This window comes from Bradyrhizobium centrolobii, assembly GCF_001641635.1.
Classification (GTDB): Bacteria; Pseudomonadota; Alphaproteobacteria; order Rhizobiales; family Xanthobacteraceae; genus Bradyrhizobium; species Bradyrhizobium centrolobii.
Window position 1 is genome coordinate 1 of sequence record NZ_LUUB01000075.1, and the last position, 17,818, is coordinate 17,818.

At 64.6% G+C, this 17,818-nt stretch carries 16 protein-coding genes and 1 pseudogene; 3 read left to right on the forward strand and 14 right to left on the reverse strand.

The features are described from left to right. The 12 genes and pseudogenes from AYJ54_RS24260 to soxX all read right to left on the reverse strand — a co-directional run. A pseudogene (locus AYJ54_RS24260) lies at window positions 1–233 on the reverse strand (IS110 family transposase); the annotation flags it as partial. Window positions 234–445: 212 nt separating this feature from the next. Further along, window positions 446–2,164 carry an N-acyl-D-amino-acid deacylase family protein gene (locus tag AYJ54_RS24265; RefSeq protein ID WP_063702799.1) on the reverse strand — a complete coding sequence of 573 codons (1,719 nt, stop codon included), beginning with the start codon at window positions 2,162–2,164 and terminating at the stop codon, window positions 446–448. Between the two features lie 272 nt (window positions 2,165–2,436). Then, on the reverse strand, window positions 2,437–3,648 hold the full coding sequence (locus AYJ54_RS24270; protein WP_063702801.1) for an MFS transporter: 1,212 nt from the start codon (window positions 3,646–3,648) through the stop codon (window positions 2,437–2,439). Between the two features lie 254 nt (window positions 3,649–3,902). Next, a complete protein-coding gene (locus AYJ54_RS49695; protein ID WP_201724251.1) occupies window positions 3,903–4,058 on the reverse strand; it encodes a hypothetical protein in 156 nt (51 codons plus the stop codon). A gap of 88 nt (window positions 4,059–4,146) precedes the next feature. Then, window positions 4,147–5,187, reverse strand: a complete 1,041-nt coding sequence (locus tag AYJ54_RS24275; protein ID WP_063702803.1) for an MBL fold metallo-hydrolase — start codon at window positions 5,185–5,187, stop codon at window positions 4,147–4,149. Between the two features lie 302 nt (window positions 5,188–5,489). Continuing rightward, entirely contained in the window at window positions 5,490–5,948 is a 459-nt protein-coding gene (locus AYJ54_RS24280; protein WP_063702805.1) for a DsrE family protein, read from the reverse strand. Next, a complete protein-coding gene (gene soxB, locus AYJ54_RS24285; protein WP_063702807.1) occupies window positions 5,945–7,693 on the reverse strand; it encodes a thiosulfohydrolase SoxB in 1,749 nt (582 codons plus the stop codon). The genes AYJ54_RS24280 and soxB overlap by 4 nt, the downstream gene beginning before the upstream one ends. 54 nt (window positions 7,694–7,747) lie before the next feature. After that, window positions 7,748–8,056, reverse strand: a complete 309-nt coding sequence (locus AYJ54_RS24290; protein ID WP_063702809.1) for a hypothetical protein — start codon at window positions 8,054–8,056, stop codon at window positions 7,748–7,750. Continuing rightward, window positions 8,053–8,916: a sulfur oxidation c-type cytochrome SoxA gene (gene soxA, locus AYJ54_RS24295; protein ID WP_063702811.1), complete on the reverse strand. Its 864-nt coding sequence runs from the start codon at window positions 8,914–8,916 to the stop codon at window positions 8,053–8,055. The genes AYJ54_RS24290 and soxA overlap by 4 nt, the downstream gene beginning before the upstream one ends. Continuing rightward, on the reverse strand, window positions 8,916–9,227 hold the full coding sequence (gene soxZ, locus AYJ54_RS24300; RefSeq protein ID WP_063702813.1) for a thiosulfate oxidation carrier complex protein SoxZ: 312 nt from the start codon (window positions 9,225–9,227) through the stop codon (window positions 8,916–8,918). The genes soxA and soxZ overlap by 1 nt, the downstream gene beginning before the upstream one ends. Before the next feature lie 17 nt (window positions 9,228–9,244). Beyond that, entirely contained in the window at window positions 9,245–9,736 is a 492-nt protein-coding gene (gene soxY, locus AYJ54_RS24305; RefSeq protein WP_063702815.1) for a thiosulfate oxidation carrier protein SoxY, read from the reverse strand. A gap of 25 nt (window positions 9,737–9,761) precedes the next feature. Continuing rightward, on the reverse strand, window positions 9,762–10,118 hold the full coding sequence (soxX, locus tag AYJ54_RS24310; RefSeq protein WP_063702823.1) for a sulfur oxidation c-type cytochrome SoxX: 357 nt from the start codon (window positions 10,116–10,118) through the stop codon (window positions 9,762–9,764). Window positions 10,119–10,356: 238 nt separating this feature from the next. On the opposite strand from soxX, the gene AYJ54_RS24315 reads away from it, so the two are divergent. Next, a complete protein-coding gene (locus AYJ54_RS24315; RefSeq protein ID WP_063702817.1) occupies window positions 10,357–11,028 on the forward strand; it encodes a DUF938 domain-containing protein in 672 nt (223 codons plus the stop codon). A gap of 200 nt (window positions 11,029–11,228) precedes the next feature. Here AYJ54_RS24315 and AYJ54_RS24320 read toward each other — a convergent pair whose 3' ends face one another. Further along, window positions 11,229–13,301, reverse strand: a complete 2,073-nt coding sequence (locus AYJ54_RS24320) for a prolyl oligopeptidase family serine peptidase (RefSeq protein ID WP_063702819.1) — start codon at window positions 13,299–13,301, stop codon at window positions 11,229–11,231. 187 nt (window positions 13,302–13,488) lie between these two features. Here AYJ54_RS24320 and AYJ54_RS24325 point away from each other — a divergent pair, with 187 nt between their 5' ends. Together AYJ54_RS24325 and AYJ54_RS24330 are read left to right on the forward strand one after the other, a co-directional pair. Next, on the forward strand, window positions 13,489–14,733 hold the full coding sequence (locus AYJ54_RS24325) for an MFS transporter (RefSeq protein ID WP_063702825.1): 1,245 nt from the start codon (window positions 13,489–13,491) through the stop codon (window positions 14,731–14,733). A 319-nt stretch (window positions 14,734–15,052) separates the two neighbouring features. Further along, complete coding sequence (locus AYJ54_RS24330; RefSeq protein WP_063702821.1) at window positions 15,053–16,342, forward strand: MFS transporter; 1,290 nt, start codon at window positions 15,053–15,055, stop codon at window positions 16,340–16,342. Between the two features lie 40 nt (window positions 16,343–16,382). Here AYJ54_RS24330 and AYJ54_RS24335 read toward each other — a convergent pair whose 3' ends face one another. Next, complete coding sequence (locus AYJ54_RS24335; RefSeq protein WP_076611642.1) at window positions 16,383–17,714, reverse strand: IS1182-like element ISBrsp8 family transposase; 1,332 nt, start codon at window positions 17,712–17,714, stop codon at window positions 16,383–16,385. Window positions 17,715–17,818: the final 104 nt, after the last annotated feature.

Consider the following 17,818-nt stretch of genomic DNA (forward strand, 5'->3'; position numbering starts at 1 on the left):
TGCGGCGCGATCAGCTTGGCCGTGTGCCCCAGCTTGCCAAGCTCTCGCGCCAGGTGGTGGGCGGCCCCGCACGCCTCGATCGCCACCACCGTCGGCGGCAGCTTGGCAAAAAACGCCCGCATCGCCTTGCGGCTCAGCCGCTTGCGAAGCACCACGCGTTCCGACGCGTCAACGCCATGCAGTTGAAAAATATACTTCGACGTATCCATCCCAATGCGGATAATCTGGCTCACGGACGGCTCCCTTGTCTGAGATTTCGACAACCTCATTCTGGCACACTGATGCCGTAGGGGGCCGTCCACACCATCAACCACAGGGAGTGGTTTAGCGAAGACTCGTGGTTGCCGGCCTCGCGCCACAACTGCATCCTGTGGTTGGGTCCTGGCTTTCGCCAGGACGACACTGAGTGTGGTGAGGCGTCCTCGCGCCTCACGCGCAGTCTATTCTACTGCCCCACCCCCTGCGCGCCACGAATCAGCTTCCCCGGCCGCTGCCCCGTAGCCTCGCCGTGGCGGCGAGTCACCACGCCCGACACGATGGTGGCCTCATAGCCGTCGACGTCCTGCAGCAGGCGGCGGCCGCCAACCGGCAGATCGTAATGCACCTTCGGCGGATGCAAATGCAGCCGGTCATAGTCGATGACGTTGACGTCGGCCTTGTAGCCGGGCGCAATCAGGCCGCGATCGGTGAGGCCGACTGAAAGCGCGGTCTTGCGCGACTGCGCCGCGACCACGAACGGAATCGACAGCTTTTCGCCGCGCTTGCGGTCGCGCGTCCAGTGCGTCAGCAGATAGGTCGGGAAGCTCGCATCGCAGATGATGCCGCAATGCGCGCCGCCATCGGAGAGGCCGGGCACCGATTGCGGATCGATCAGCATCTCGCGCGTCGCGTCGAGATTGCCGTCGGAATAGTTGAGGAAGGGCACGTAGAGCATACCGCGGCCCTCGTCCGACAGCATCGCATCGTAAGCGAGCTCCTCCGGCTGTCGGCCCTGCTTGCGCGCCTGTGGTCCCAGCGCGTTCTCCGGCGGCTGTTCGTAATCCGGGGGATCGCCGAGCAGGAACATCTTGTCGTAGTTGGGCCGGAAGAACAGCGGATCGTCGGTCGCGGTCGCCGTCTCCGAGAGGATCGCCTTGCGCACGTCTGGCCGATGCAGCAGCGCCAGCCGCTCCTTGAGCGGCAGATGCGCGATCGCCTTGTAGCTCGGATGGGTCTGGAACGGATTGCGCGACAGCTCGAGACCAAGCAGCAGGCCGACGGGGCGCGCCGCGATCTGCGCGGTGATGGAGAGGCCGCGCTTCGCCGCCGCATTGATCTCGTCCAGCGTCTGGCGCCAGCGCCGCGGCGACTTGTCGTTCTGCGTGATCGAGAACGAGATCGGGCACTTTGTGCTGTCGGCGACCCGCAGCATCATCGGCAGGTCTTCGTGGATGGTGGAGAGATCGAGCACGAATTGCAGCACGCTGCGGCCCTCGCGGTGCATCGCGCCGGCGATCGCGGTGAGCTCGTCCTCACCCGCCTTCAGCGTCGGCGTGAAATCGCCGGTCGAGGTGCGGTGGTTGAGCGTGCGCGAGGTCGAGAAGCCGAGTGCGCCGGCGCGCACGGCCTCGCCCGCGAGCTTTGCCATCGCGGCATTGTCCTCGGCGGTCGAAGGATCACGGCGCGCGCCGCGCTCGCCCATGACATAGACGCGCAGCGCGGCATGCGGCAGTTGCGCGCCGACATCGATGTCGAAATCGCGCTTCGACAGCCAGTTCATGTAGTCCGGAAAACTCTCCCAGGCCCAGGGAATGCCGGCGCTCAGCACCGGTTCGGGAATGTCCTCGACGCCCTCCATGAGCTGGATCAGGCGAGTGTGGTCATCCGGCTTGCACGGCGCAAAGCCGACGCCGCAATTGCCCATGATCGCGGTGGTGACGCCGTTCTGCGAGGACGGCGTGATGTCCTGGCTCCAGGTGACCTGGCCGTCATAATGCGTGTGAACGTCGACGAAGCCCGGCGTCACCAGTTTGCCGCGCGCGTCGATCTCTTCCTGTCCCTTTGAAGCAACCTTCCCGACCTCGCTGATCTTGCCGCCGATGATCGCGACGTCGGCCTCGAACAGCTCGCCGCCGCGTCCATCCGCGATCGTGCCGCCGCGGATCACGAGATCAGGATTGGTCATGTGTTTCTTCCCGGGTTGTTGTTGTGCTTGAGTGCATTCTCAGGCCCCAAGCTTGCTGCCGATTATTTCTCCACTCGTCGTCCCGGACAAGCGCAGCGAAGCGGAGCGCAGATCCGGGACCCCCGCGCGAGCGCTTGCGCTCGTCGCGATAACCCCAGGGAGAAGTTGGGCGAAGACTCCTGGTTACCAGTCTCGCGCCGCAACTACTCCCTGTGGTTGATGGTCCCGGCCTTCGCCGGGACGACAGTTGAATTCGTGGCGATACCGACCACTCAATTCGCAGTGGCTTGCGGCCGCCGCTCCGTGAACGGCGACAGCACCACCGTCGCCACCATGAAGATCACCGAAGCGCCGAACACCCAGTGCGGCGCGTTCTGATCCATGATCCAGCCGAACAGCAGCGGGCTGACGATGCCGCCGAGATTGAAGCCGGTGGAGACGATACCGAAGGCGCGGCCGGCGGCGCCGGGAGGTGTGGCATTGCGCACCAGCATGTCGCGGGAAGGCGCGATCACGCCGGAAAGGAAGCCCGCGGCCGTCATCGCAGCAGTGAGGGCCCAGCCCGGCAGGATGACGAGCGCGATCAGAAGCACGATCGCCGCGTTCGCGGCAAAGCAGGCCGCGGCGACCTGGCCGTGACGCTCGGTGTGATCGGCGAGGAAGCCGCCCGCGAGCACGCCGATGGCGCTGGCTGCGAGGAACGCCGTCAGTACGACATTGGCAGTGGAATAGGAGGCCCCATAGCCGCTCATCAACGCGACCACGCCGAAATTGTTGATGCCGGCGACCGAGAGGCTCAGCAGCATGAAGAGCGCCGTCAGCATGATCAGCGCCGGCGTGATGACGACCTGCTTCGGCGCGTTCGCGCTGCCCGGCTTCTTCTTGTGCGCGCCGGCGTCGGGAATGTTCATGAGAACCAGCAGCAGCGCCACCAGCACGCCGATCGCGCCCGATGCGATCAGCGCGCCGACGCCTCCGGACACGGTGACGAGCGCCGCAACGATGGCCGGCGCGACTGCGCCGCCGAGAAAGCCGGCGAAGGTGTGGATCGAGAAGGCGCGGCCCATTCGCGCCTCATCCATGTGCTCGGCGAGGATCGCGTAATCAGCGGGGTGATAGACGCTGTTGGCGAGCCCGAGCAGCACGGCGCAGGCGATCAGCGAAGCGTAGCTTAAGTGCAGGCCGAGCACGATCAGCGCGAAGCCGCCGAGGACAAGTCCCGCCAGCAGGATCTTCCGCGCGCCAAAATGGTCGACGAGATAGCCGGTCGGCGCCTGGGTCAGGCCGGACACGACCGCGAACACGGTCAGCGCGAAGCCGAGCTCGATATAGCCGACGCCGAGCTGGCTCTTCAGGAAGGGGAACAGCATCGGCAGGACGAATAGATGAAAATGGCTGACCCAATGCGCGATCGAGATTCCAGTCAGCGTGCGCAGCGCGCTGTCCGCCTTGCCTTGTTGCGGTGCGGCGAGAACGTCGACCATTGCAGTTCCGTGTTGCGTCCTGAGCGATGCGCAAACTATCGGGCAGGCCGGTTATTTGTCCATGAACGGCAGCGCATGGCAGGTAGTGCGTGGTGGGAAGCGAGGGGCAATATTGTGCCTCCACATCGTGTGTCCAGGGAGCAGTTTGGCGAAGATCGTCGTTTCGGTACTTCGACCGACCGCAATCGATAGATCACGCGGTTGGGTCCCGGCCTTCGCCGGGACGACACTGGAGAATGTGCGAAAGCATACCCTCACAACGGCTCGTCATCATTGCCGTAACGGTCGCGCTTCGGCGTGGCGATGTCGCCGTCTTCGTAGTCGTCGTCAGTGTCGCGTGGAGGCTGCGGCTTCTTCGCCTTGTCGTCGGCCTTCTTGGGCGGCGCGCTGGTCTTGGCGGGCTTGGCCATGGCTGGTCCCGGATGGTGATTCTGCATCCGGTTTTAGCCGGAAACCGCCAGGGGTTCCTGACATATCTCAAACCGCCGATGAGGGCCCTCAGGCCTGCACCACCGGACCGCCGGCCTTCTTCCAGGCGTCGATGCCGCCGGCGATGTGGGCGGTGTTGGCAAGGCCAGCCTCTTTCGCTGCCGCCACCGCCATCGCCGAGCGCTCGCCGAAGGCGCAGAAGAACACGACGCGCCGGCCGGTGGCGGCCGCGACTTCGCGCAGCATGCCGCCGGGCTTCAGGCTCTCCTCGACGGTGGCGTAGGGCGTGTGCAGTGCGCCTTCGAGCATGCCGTGCTTGGCGCGCTCGTTGCTCTCGCGCAGGTCGACCAAGAGGATGTCGGGCCGGCCGAGCGAGCGGATCGCCTCGACCGCGCTGAGCACGCGGCCTTCTTTCTCGAGCTCCTCCTGATGCAGGCCGACATGCATGTTGGCGGGGATCGCCACATCCATCATCTTCGGATTGGGCAGCTTCAGATTGGCCATCAGCTCGATATATTCGTCGACCGAGCGCACCTGGAGGCGCGGGTTGTAGCGCTTCTCCTCGCCGATGGTGGAAACGGTGTCGCCCTTGTAGTCATGCGCCGGGAAGACCAGCGTCTCGTCCGGCAGCTTGAGCAGGCGATTGAAGATCGAGTCGTATTGTGCGCGCGAAGAGCCGTTCTGGAAATCGGTGCGGCCGGTGCCGCGGATCAGCAGCGTGTCGCCGGTGAAGACGCGGTCGCCCATCAGATAGGAATAGGAATCGTCGGTGTGGCCGGGCGTGTACATCACGTCGAGCGACAGGCCTTCGATCGTCACCTTGTCGCCGTCGGAGACGCGCATCGCCACCACGTCGGCCTTGCTCTGATCGCCCATGATGGTCATGCAATGGGTGCGGTCGCGCAGCTCGCCGAGGCCGGTGACATGGTCGGCATGCAGATGGGTGTCGACGGCCTTGACCAGCTTGAGGTCGAGCTCGCGCAGCAATTGGCAGTAGCGATCGACCTTCTCCAGCACGGGATCGAGAATCAGTGCCTCGCCGCCGGGGCGGCTCGCGAGGACGTAGCTGTAGGTGCCCGAAACACTGTCGAAGAGCTGGCGGAAGATCATGGCGAACCTCGGCGTCAGGGGATTTCAAATTCTACTACGCCAGCGATCAAAAAGAGAAGCAATTCACTGCTTCGAGACGTATATTTAGAAGATTATTGCTGCCCTTGGCAGCTCTTCCGCGCTGTCATTCCGGGGCGATATGCGAGGCATCGAGCCCGGGATCCAATTGGCCGCAGAGCTCGTGGAGGGATGGATTCCGGGTTCGCCTCTCACGAGGCGCCCCGGAATGACGGTGAGCTGGTGCCACACACTCGGTGTCGTCCCGGCCTTCGCCGGGACGATGACGGCAGGGGGCTGCGGAGTTACGGCCTGACCAGCGTGTAGCCGTTCTCGGTCAGGAACAGGATCTGCCCGACCCCGACCTGGACCGGGGTGGCGGAGGGGATGAAGTCCGGCCGCTTGCCGCTGTCCCGCTCGATCGTGTCGACGGTGTTGAGGCAGATGTCGAAGCGCACGCCCTGGGCGATCAGGCTTTCGACCTGCTTGCGATGGTCGCTGCCGGTCAGCAGCAGGTCAATGCCGGGACCGAACGCCACGACCTCGATCGCGACCTTGTCGGGGTCGTAGAACTTCAACAGGTTATTGGCGACGCTCAGCACCAGCGCCTGCTTCCGGGCATCGCCGTCGGACAGTTGCAGTACGATCTTGTGTTCCGCGAACGGCTTGTCCTGGAGCGGCACCTGCTGGGCCGCCGCTGGCGCCACTATAGTGAAAGCGAACAGCGCCAGTATCATCGCGCGAAACATCTGCAACCGCGTCATCCCTGTCCTACAATGCCCGGATTGTCCTCGACGCCCTTCAGCGTGACGCCGGAGTGGTACGGCTCGGGCATCCGGCCCGACCGCAGATATTTGCCGACGATATCCCACACCGGCGCGCCGTGCTGGGCGTTGATCGAGGCCCAGCCTGCGACCTTGTAACGCCTGTTCGCGGCAAGCGTCTTGCCGTTGTCGAGCTTGAGCTCTGAGATGCGGCTGCCAACCGCGCCTGCCGGGGTGCAGGTGTAAGTGAGACCGCCGGCGCGGACCATGTCGCCACCCTGCTGATAATAGGGATCGGCGTTGAAGAGGTTGTCGCAGATGTCCTCGAGCACGTCCTTGATCTGCGCGCCGGTCATCTCCTGCACGTAAGTCTCGGGATAGGTGATCGCGGTCTCCGCGAGCACGTCCTCCATGGTCAGCGGCTGGCCGGACAGCGCGGTGACACCCCAGCGGAAGCCCGGCGACAGCGCGATCTCTGCATTGAGTTCGGTGCGCAGCGCGGTGCAGATCAACTGATCGACGGGACCGGAAAAATTGCCGCGGCGATAGAGCAGCCGGTCGGCGGTCGCGATCTTCTCCGACCAGTCCGTCACGCGCGGCGCGCGCACCCGGCCGATCAGTTCGGCCATCGCCGGATCGGGCTTCAATAGTTCGGAATAGACCGGCCGCAGATGATATCTGATGTCGCCAATCTTGCCCTTGTCGAGCGCGAGATCGAGCACGCCCACGAATTTTCCGTTGGAGCCGGCATTGGTGACGAGCGTCGTGCCGTTTGCATTCTTCACCGCAACCGGCTGCGGCACGGCGTCGTGGGTATGGCCGCCGAGGATGACGTCGATGCCGGTAACGCGGCTTGCGAGCTTGAGGTCGACATCCATGCCGTTATGCGACAGCAGGATGACGGCATCGACCTTGTCGTGGCCGCGCAGGCCGTCGACATGCTTCTGCAGTTCCTCCTCGCGGATGCCGAAGGTCCAGTCCGGCGTGAACCGCTTGGGATGTGCGATCGGCACGTATGGGAAGGCCTGGCCGATGATCGCGACGCGATGGCCGCCGAGCTCCCGGATCATTGAGGGTTTGAACACGCGGCCGGTGGCCTTGTCGAAGGCGCGGGCGTCGTTGAACGCGGCCTCCTCGGTCAGGAAGACGTTCTGCGCCAGGAATTCGCCCTTGAAGCGCTCGAGATTGTCGCGCAGCGCCTGCTCGCCATAGGTGAATTCCCAATGCCCGGTCATCGCCTCGATGCCGAGCAGATTGGCGACCTCGACCATGTCGCGGCCTTGCATGACGTTGGCGAGCCCCGTGCCCTGCCAGAGGTCACCGCCGTCGACGAGCACGGCGTGCTTCTCGCCGACATCGCCGCGTAAGCGGTCGATCAGCGTCTTCAGATGGGCAAAGCCGCCGAGCTTGCCGAAGCGTGCCGCGGATTTCTCGAACTCGAAGCAGCTAAAGGCATAGGCATCCGCGCTGTCGGACCGGATGCCGAAATGGTCCAGAAACGCGCGGCCGACCAGATGCGGCGGCCGTCCCGCCATCTCGCCGATGCCGATGTTGACGCTGGGCTCGCGAAAATAGACCGGATTGAGCTGTGCATGCGTATCGGTGATGTGCAGGATCCGCGCATTGCCGAAACGTTCGAGCTCGTAGACGCTCGCGGTGTCGGCACCGCGCGCAAGCCGCGGCAGGCCGACCGATGCGGCGATGGCGCCTGCGCTCTTCAGGAAATCGCGGCGGCGGATGGCCATGCTCAGTACTCCGCGCCCCTTAACGACAGCTCGACGGTTCCAAGGGAATCCAGTCTAGCGGATTTCCATCGTCTTCCAGGCTTCTTTTTCGGACGTGGCCTGGAAGATTGACGCTCTGGCCAGCACCTCGGCCTCTTTCGCTGCGGCAACCGCGCGGTCGAAATCGCCGCCATCGGCCGCCTTTTTCGCTGCCGCCAGGGTCGAGATGGTCGTGGTCCATTGGTTGCGCAAGCCGGCCGCCTCCTTGGAAGCGGCTTCCGCGGCGGCGTAGGCCGCCTTGTAGTCCGCTTCCGTTGCCGCGCGTGCCGAGGGCAGCGCGAAGATCACTGCGAGCAGCAGTGCGAGGGAAAGTGACCGCTTCATGGCCGCGCTCCCGGTCCGGAAATCGGCAGGCCGTTGGCGACGTAGGAGAGGAAGTACTCGACGTCACGATACTCGTCCGACTGCGGCTCCAGCGGAACCGCGCGGGTCTGACTGTTGCAGGTGATGAAGCGGCGGCTGGTCGTGCCCATGCCGCTCCATTCGGAGCGGTAGATCGGCATCGCATTGAGGATGCCGAGCGCCGGCGCCAGGATCTCGGCGCGGATACGCTCGCCCGGGCTCTGCACATGACAGCTTGCGCAGGAGAAATTCATCTGGCCGCGGCGGGTGTAGAAATAGCGCTTGCCGTTCTCGAACGCCGCAAGCGCGCGCGGATCATCGGGGATCTTGATGTCCATCGGCTTGCCGCGCGAGGTGTAGGCCATATAGGCGGTCAGCGAGGCCATCTCGTCCTTGACGTAGGAATAGGGCGCCTCGCCATTCGTCTCGCGGCAGCGGTTGAGCGCGAGTTCCAGCGTGACGACCTTGCCTTCCTTCTCGTCGAAGTAGGGATAGTTCTGCCGGATGCCGATGCCGCCGTTCGGGAAGCAGTCGGCATAGGTCTTGCCGTTCTTGAACGGCGTCGCAAACATCTCCTTGCCGGCATCGAGCGCGAACTCGTAGGGCGGGAATTCCTCCTTCTCCTGCCACTGCCGCTTCATGTCCTCGTTCATGGAATAGGGACCGTTGACGAAATCCTCGTGCTTCACGTTCGGAAACTTCTGGAAGAAGAAGTTCTGGAACGCCTTGGCGTCGGCAGCGGGATCGATCTTGTCGGCCGCGTTGACATGCGAAGATGCGAGCGCAAACGCGACAAGCGCAGCGCAGACGGAGCCGAGAAGGATTGCAGACCGGACCTTCATCACGAAATCTTCGCGGTGGTCGCGTCCGACGCACCCTTGTTGTCGACCCAGGAGATATTGAGCTCGTCGCCCTTCTTGGCCCCCTTGAAGCTGAACTTGACGTAGGGGTCCTTGGAGACGGCCGGGCCCCAGTCGGCAACGAAGACGTCCTTGCCGTTATGTTCGAACTTCAGCTCCTGGATGAAATGCGCCGGGATCAGCTCGCCCTTGGAGTCCTTGACGAAGCCGGAATCCATGGGGTGCTGGATCAGCGCCAGCACCTCGGTGATGTCGCCGTTGGCTGTGGCGCGCACGCGAATGGTGGATGCCATCTCGATCTCCTTCGCCGTTAGCCGCCGCAGCCGCCGACGGTGACTTTCACTTCCTTCGTCGCGCTGTAGAGCTTGCCGTCAGACTCGACGATCGCGACCACGTTGGTGGTCTTCGCCATCTTCAGGCGGTTGGCGACGCTGGGAATCGTGCCGTCCGGGATCTTGTAGGAAGCTGCGAGCGCATTCGGGTTCTCGGCCACGAACAAGGAGATCGAGGTCACCTTGTCGAGCGTCGTCGACACTGCGATCGGCACCACGCCGCCGTTCTCGGCGATCTCCGGCGCATCGAGCTTGACCTTGTCGGAGGGCTCCGCGGTCTTGCCATAGAGCGCCTTGATCGCGTCGGCCTCGCTCTTCTGCTTGAACGCCTCTTCGGGATATTTGTCGTTGGCCGCGGCGCGCGCGGGCTGGGCGCCAAACGGCAAATTGCCGAGGCCGATCAGCGCGACGGAGGCCGCGCCCTGAAGGATCAGGCGCCGCGTCGCGAGAGGGCCGTTGATCGTGGTCATCTTTGGTCTCCTGGCGTGCCAGCCGTCACAGGGTTTGCAGGAAATCAACGATCGCGTTGATCTCCTGTTCGGTCAAAATCCGGTTCCGCCCGAACGGCGGCATCATGGTCTGCGGATTGCGCTTGGTCTCATCGAACAGAATGGCGAACAGCTCGTTGCGGTCAGGATATCTGCTCTTGATGTCCTTGAGCTCGGGGCCGATCGTTCCGGGCAGGTCGCCGCCCTTGATGACGTGGCAGGTCAGGCAATTGCCCTTACCGCGGTCGAAGGCGAGCTTCTGGCCCTCGGCCACAGCGGATTGCGCCCGAGCCGGGCTCACGGCAAGGCCGGCCAGGATGGCCAGCATGAACGTCAGGGAGGGCTTCCGGAGGAGGGCGGTCAAGGCGTCGTTCCGAACCGTTATGTCGATGATCTCATTCGTGGAAATACAATGCTCAAAGCACAAAGGGCATCGCCTGACAATCAAGACTATGCACGCCACAAAATGGCGTTAATATCTGCCGCATTGCAACCCTGAGGTTATCTCTTCGGCGGATTCGGCCTGGGCGCGGGCCATTATTGCGGGGCGTTCTCTGGCTTCATGATGTTTTCATTTCTTTCTCATCTTTCGGGGACCTCAATTGGCTGAACATGTCGTTGAATTTGGCAGGGACGGTGGACGGGTCGAGCCGGACGGCCGCCTCGATGCGCCGGCGTTTCATCGCAATCACGAACCGATCTGGGCGGCGCTGGAAAAGCACCTCGCCGGTCTTTCGGGCCATGTGGTCGAGGTCGGGAGCGGAACCGGCCAGCATGTGGTTCACTTCGCCCGCCATTCGCCCGGCCTCACCTGGTGGCCCAGCGACCTCAACCAGCGGCATCTGAAGAGCATCGAGGCCTGGCGCATCCATTCGGGCCTGCCGAACATCCGCCCGCCGCTGCGGATCGACCTCTCCGATCCGGACTGGTGCCCGGAGATGAAGAGCGGGCAGGGGCCGGCGAGCCTAGCGGCCATCTTCTGCGCCAATGTCATCCACATCGCGCCCTGGAACGTGGCCGAGGGCATGTTCGCTGGCGCCGGCCGTTATCTGCGGGCCGATGGCAAGCTGTTCCTCTACGGCCCGTTCAAGCGCGACGGCAAGCACACCGCGCTGAGCAATGCCGTGTTCGACACCTCCTTGCGCGAAGGCAATCCGGAATGGGGCGTGCGGGACGTTGCCGACGTCGAGAAGCTCGCGCAAGCAGCCAGCCTTGGCCTCGTCGATGTCATCGACATGCCCGCGAACAACCTCACGCTGGTGTTTGCGCGTTAGGCCGCAAAGAAGGTGCGCTCCCTCTCCCGCTTGCGGGGGAGGGCTGGGGTGGGGGTGCTTCCGCGATGGAGATATTCCCCGTTTGGAGAAAGCCCCCACCCGGCGCTTCGCGCCGACCTCCCCCGCAAGCGGGAGAGGTGAAGGACGTGCTTGGCGTGCACTGATTCAACCAAAGCCATTCGCCTCAGGACACAAGGCTGTCAGGCCTCGCCGTCCTGCCAGCCGATCTTGTCCTTCAAAAACCGGAAGCCCAGCACCTCGAAGCCGGCGCGTTCCTTGTTGTCCTTGCCGTAGCCGTGGCCGCCCGCTGCGGGCTCGTAGAAATAGGCTTCATAGCCCATCGCCTGGAGCTTTGCGGCCATCTTGCGTGCATGCCCGGGATGGACGCGATCGTCCCGCCGCGTGGTGGCGATCAGGATCGGCGGATAGGGCTGGCCGGGCCTTGCGTTGTGATAGGCGGAGTAGGTCTTCAGCCACTCCCACTCCTCCACCTTGTCAGGGTCGCCATATTCCGCGATCCAGCTCGCGCCCGCGAGCAGCTTTGTGTAGCGGCGCATGTCGATCAGCGGGATCGTGCAGAACAGCGCGCCGAAACGCTCAGGGTATCGCGTCAGCATGTTGGTGATGAGGATTCCGCCGTTCGACCCGCCTTGCGCCGCGATGCGCTTCGCTCGCGTGACGCCGCGGCGGACGAGGTCGGCGGCGACGGCCGCGAAATCATCATGCGACAGTCTCTTGCCGGCGAGCCGGCCGGCATCGTGCCAGCGCGTGCCGAACTCGCCGCCGCCGCGCAAATTCGCCTGCACCGTGGTGCCGCCGCGCTCCAGCCACAGCTTGCCGAGTCCGGAATTGTAATAGGGCTTAACCGACAGTCCGAAGCCGCCATAGGCGCTCATGTAAACCGGCGCATCGCCGGTCTCGCCGGCGGGGCCAGTCTGCACATAAGGAATGCGATCGCCGTCGATCGAGGTCGCCTCGTGCTGCGTGACGACGAGACCATGTGCGTTGAACGTCCGCGGCGCCTGCTTCAGCACGGTGGGGCTCGCGACGTCAGGCTCGATCAGCATCAGGGACGGCGGCGTGAGCGGATCCTGGACGTTGGCGAGCAGGTCGCCATTGCTTTCGGATTCGTGGCTATCGAAGCGCCAGACGTCGACGACGCCGATCGCGGGAAGCCCGTGCAGGCGTTCGCGACTCCAGCCGGCCGAGGACGGCGTGCAGATTTCGAACACCGGCCGCAACTCATCGAGGATGGACAGCACAAGCCTGCCCTTGGCCCAGAACAAGCCTTGCAGAGCACGGCGCGGTGATGGCGGGAAGATCACGGCAAAGTCGCGCTTTCCCGCCAGGAAGGCCGACAGCGAGATGCCGAGCACGGTATCCGCAGCATGGGTGACGCCGCCGACGGTCCAGGCCGAGCGCAGCTTCACTGCGATCCAGTCGCCGTGCAATTGCAGCCAGATGTCGGAGGGCAGGTCGAGCTTGACGGTTGCGCCACGCTCGCTGCCGAGCCAGACGTCGAAGTTGAAGAAGTCCTGCCGGTCGTTGAACAGCACGCGCGGCGCCGCGCCGGTCCGATCGACGTCGCAGTAGGCGCTCATCCGATCGGACGTGGTCTCAAACACCACGCGCGCCTGCTCCACGGGCTCGCCGCGCCGCCACAGGCGCACGGTTCGCGCATAACCCGAGGTCGTCGCCATGCCCTCGCCGAGGGCGCTGGATAACAGCAGCGTGTCGGGATCAACCCAGATCGCCCCACCCTTGGCTTCCGGCAATGTGAAGCCGCCGGCGACGAAGCTTTTCGTGTTCAGGTCGAACTCGCGCAAGGTGACGGCATCGCTGCCGCCGCGCGACAGGCTCAGCATCGTCTGCGGCGCTTTCCCGGGCAGCGAGCTCGACCAGTTCAGCAGCCAGTCCTCGCCTTCCGCTGCCGCGAGCTGGTCGATGTCGAGCAGGGTCTCCCAGGATGGATCGGATTTGCGAAATTCCGCGATGGCGGTTCGCCGCCACAGGCCGCGCGGATGGCTTGCATCCTTCCAGAGATTGTAGAGCAGGCCGTCACTGCGGCTGACATAGGGGATGTTGTCCGGGCGATCGTAGATTGCAGCGAGCGTGTCGCGGTCACGCTCGAACGCCGGACCGCCGAACTTGTCCAGCGTCAGGCCATTCTGCCGTTCGACAAAGTCGAGCGCCCGCGTGCCTTCGACCTCCTCCAGCCAGAGCCAGGGATCATCGTCCGGAGCGGAAAGCGTAGGCCTGTCATCAACGGACATGATCGGATCTCCAGAGGTCGACCGCGAGATATGGCTTGCTCGAGCGCAAGCGGCCGAGAGCGCGGCCCCGTTATACTCCGTGCAATTGCGTCAGAGGCATGGCTTGCGCTCATTTGCGCCGGTTGCCCGCCCGTGTCGCGGTCTCCATAGTGCCGGGAATCAACCAAGCCCTCGGGCGGAAATGCCGATGATCGATGTGACAGCCGACGAGATCGCCGACGACGCCCGCGCGCGTGCCAACGTGGTGCGCCTTGCCGCTGCGCAGGCCCTGACCGGCGCCAACTCGGCTGTCATCTTCGCCACCGGCTCGATCGTCGGCGCGACGCTCGCGCCCGACATGTCGCTCGCGACCGTGCCGCTGTCGATGTACGTGGTGGGGCTTGCCGCCGGCACGCTGCCGACCGGCGCGATCTCGCGCCGCTTCGGCCGCCGCGCAGCCTTTGTCGTCGGCACCGCCTGTGGCGCGCTGACCGGCCTGCTCGGCTCGTTTGCGATCCTGCACGCGTCGTTTCCGCTGTTTTGTCTCGCGACCTTTCTCGGCGGCCTCTATGGCGCGGTGGCGCAGTCCTATCGCTTCGCCGCCGCCGACGGCGCCAGCGCCGCCTACCGGCCCAAGGCGGTGTCCTGGGTGATGGCCGGCGGCGTGTTCGCCGGCGTGCTCGGTCCACAGCTCGTGCAATGGACCATGGACGTCTGGCCGCCCTATCTGTTCGCCTTCAGCTTCCTGGTGCAGGCCGCGGTGGCGCTGGTGGCGATGGGCATCGTCGCCGGGGTCGACATGCCGAAGCCGGCGGCGGCCGATCTTCATGGCGGCCGGCCGCTCGTCACGATCGTGACCCAGCCGCGCTTCATCGCGGCTGCGCTGTGCGGCGTGATCGCCTATCCCATGATGAACCTGGTGATGACCTCGGCGCCGCTCGCCATGAAGCTCTGCGGGCTCAGCGTCAGCGATTCCAATTTCGGTATCCAATGGCACATCGTCGCCATGTACGGGCCGAGCTTCTTCACGGGCGCGCTGATCGCCCGCTTCGGCGCGCCCAGAATCGTTGCCGCCGGTCTGCTGCTGGAGGCCGGTGCGGCCGCGATCGGGCTCTCCGGCATCACCGCGATGCACTTCTGGGCCACGTTGATCGTGCTCGGTGTCGGCTGGAATTTCTCCTTCATCGGCGCCTCTGCGCTGGTGCTGGAGACGCACCGCCCGCAGGAGCGCAACAAGGTCCAGGCCTTCAACGATTTCCTGGTGTTCGGCATGATGGCGATCGGCTCGTTCTCCTCCGGCCAGTTGCTCGCGAATTATGGCTGGTCCGCGGTGAACATGGTGGTGTTCCCGCCGGTGTTGCTTGGTCTTGCCGTCCTCTCGCTCGCCTCCTGGGCCCGCCGCCGCAAGGAACGGTTGGAAGCGGCTATGGGCGAGTTCCCGGACGCGATCTGAGACTGGCAGGAGCCTGGCAGCAATCTTGATGCTTCGATACGGATCGAAGCTTCGGGCCTTGCGGCCGCTGCTAATAGATGTCGTCATGGCCGGGCTTGCCCCGGCCATCCACGTTCTTGGCCGCCAAATCGTCATTCCGGGGCGATGCGCAGCATCGAACCCGGAATCTCGAGATTCCGGGTCTGGTCTTGCGGACCATCCCGGAATGACGGTGCCTGAAAGAACGTGGATGCCCGGGACAAAGGCGAGCGGAAGCGACGCCGTCCTTCGGACGGCTATGCCCGGGCATGACGAAGAAAAACGACAACGAGAATAACAAGTGGACGCACCAAGCCCTCCTGCCATCGACGAATCCTCCTTCCGCTACGAAGGCTGGCGCATCGTTGCGGTCTGCTTCCTGCTCGCGACCTTCGGCTGGGGGCTCGGCTTCTACGGGCAGAGCGTCTATGTCGCCGAGCTCCAGCGCGCGCATGGCTGGTCGGCCTCGCTGATCTCCTCGGGCACGACGTTCTTCTATCTGTTCGGTGCGCTGCTCGTCGTCTTCGTCGGCGAGGCGATCAGGACATACGGGCCGCGGCGCTGCCTGATCGCCGGCACGCTGGCGATGTCGGCGGCCGCAGTTGCGATCGGTGCGGTGCGCGAGCCCTGGCAGCTTTACCTCGCCGATGCGGTGCTCGCCTTCGGCTGGGCCGGCACCAGTCTTGCCATGATCACCAACACGATCAGCCTCTGGTTCGATCAGAAGCGCGGCATGGCGATCAGCCTTGCGCTCAATGGCGCCAGCTTCGGCGGTATTGCCGGCGTGCCGCTGCTCGTGACGATGATCGGCCATGTCGGCTTCGCGCGCGCGATGTTCGCCGCCGCCGGCGCCATGCTGGTGCTGCTCGTGCCGGTGATCCTGATCGTCGTCGGCCGGCCGCCGGATCTCCATGGCTGGCATGCGGCGACAAAGGCCAAGCCGCAATCATCGACGCAGATCCGCAAAGAGGCGCTGCGCGATGTCGGTTTCCTCACCGTGACGATTGCGTTCGCGCTGGTGCTGTTCGCGCAGGTCGGCTTCATCGTGCACCTGATCTCGTTCCTCGATTCCGTGATCGGGCGCGAGCGTGCGGCGATCGCCGTCGCAGTGCTGACGGCGATGGCGGTGGTCGGCCGCGTGCTGTTCTCGATGGTGATCGATCGCCTCAACCAGCGGCTCGCCTCCGCGCTGTCGTTCCTGAGCCAGGCGGCGGCACTCTGCGTCGTCATCAACCTGCACAATGATTACGTGCTGATCGCCGCCTGCGCGGTGTTCGGCTTCTCCGTGGGCAATCTCATCACGCTGCCATCGCTGATCGTGCAGCGGGAGTTCGATTCCGCCTCGTTCGGCGTGCTGATCAGCCTGAACACCGCGATCAACCAGGTCACTTATGCGTTCGGCCCGGGCGTCGTCGGCTTTCTGCGCGATGTCTCCGGCGGCTACGCGCTGCCGTTCTATGTCTGCATCGCGCTGGAGGTGACGGCGGCGGCGTTGATCATGGTGCGTGGGGGCGCAACGCGGCGGAAAACCGTAGAGCCTGTGAAGCTATTGGATCTGCGGAGATTGGCCGGCAGGGAAATGGCGAGTTGAGTTGATCCGAGGGCTGTGACGAGGCGGACTGTGGGTGCCACTATGGTTTGGCGAGATGGTGGCCCTGCAGGATGTTGTTGGTGAGCGCGTACCAGAGGACGACGGCGCGGACCTTTTCGATACCGCGGACGGTCAATTGCCGCAGGTCCCAGTTGCGCCAGCGGGCATGTATGCATTCGCAGATCGTACGGGCTCGGTACTGAGCTTTGCCGTCTTCGCTGGCCATGCGAGCACGCCAGGCCAACACGCCCGGACCGTCGCCATGCCGGGGCAAATAAGGATCGACACCGCTCCTGGACTGCGTTGGTGGACAGTAGATGTCGATGCCTTCGCTATGCGCCCACTCGATATCCTCGGCGCTGCAGAAACCGCCATCGACGAGGTGGCGGCGGGGAAAGCGGCCCAGCAGTGATCGCGTTCGTTCCAGCATCGGCCGCATCAGGCCGCGATCCGATCCATTGTTGTCGACGTCGACCGTGACCACGATCAGCTCGCCCGCCGCGCTGGCCACCTGCACGTTGTAGGCTGGACGAAAGCCGGCATCCGCCATCTTCATCACCCGCGCCTGCGGGTCGGTGGTGGAGGCCCGCGCCTCCTTCGGCTTTTTGCCATTGCCGCCCTTCTCGTCGAGCTGCTTTCGCTTGCGCTTGATCTCGGCCAGCGCCGCTTGCGCCGCCTGCACCCGCTCGCTGCGTTCGCGCGCCGCGCGCTCCCTCGCGGCCCGAATGCGCCGATTGCTGGCTTCCGGATCCGCATCGACCTCGCGCTTGAGCTCCTCCACCACAGCCTGGGCCTGCGCCATCTGCCGATCCAGCGTCGCCTCCCGCCGGAACGATCCGGTCCCCGCATTGGCCCGTATCCGCACCCCGTCCTGGGTCAACTTCTCCAGATCGACCAGCCCCGCCTTGCTCAGCGCCGCCAGATGCTCGCTCAGCAGGCGGTCGAGCAGGTCGGCACAGCCGACCCGGAAGTCCGACAGCGTGTGATAGTTCATCGACACTCCGCCACATAGCCAGCGATAGACGTCATGGCTCTCGCAGAGGCGGTCCAGCGCACGCGCGCTGCCCACGCCATCGCTCGTGGCGTAAAGCCAAAGCGCCAGCAGCAGTCGTGGCGATGGCGGCGGATGACCGGGCGTATTCTCCCGCGCCTTGACCCGATCCTCAAGCTCGCTCAGGTCCAGCCCCTCAACATAGGCCCAGATCACGCGCGCCGGATGCTCTTGCCCGATCAGGCTCTCGATATCCACGGCACGCAGTTCGATCTGGTCACGCATCGGCTCGCGCAGCCGCGGCGCTCCAACCGGCTCTGCACCTGCTCGCGGCTTCGCCTGTTCCGGCAGCTCTCCAAATAGCTCTTCGTCAGCCATCATCCCCTCCGCCGAATCAAGGCACACAGAGAATCACGACGGCCTTGATCTCCGCTACATCCGCCCAGCCGAAATGAAAGATTCACAGCCTCGTAGGGTGGGTTAGC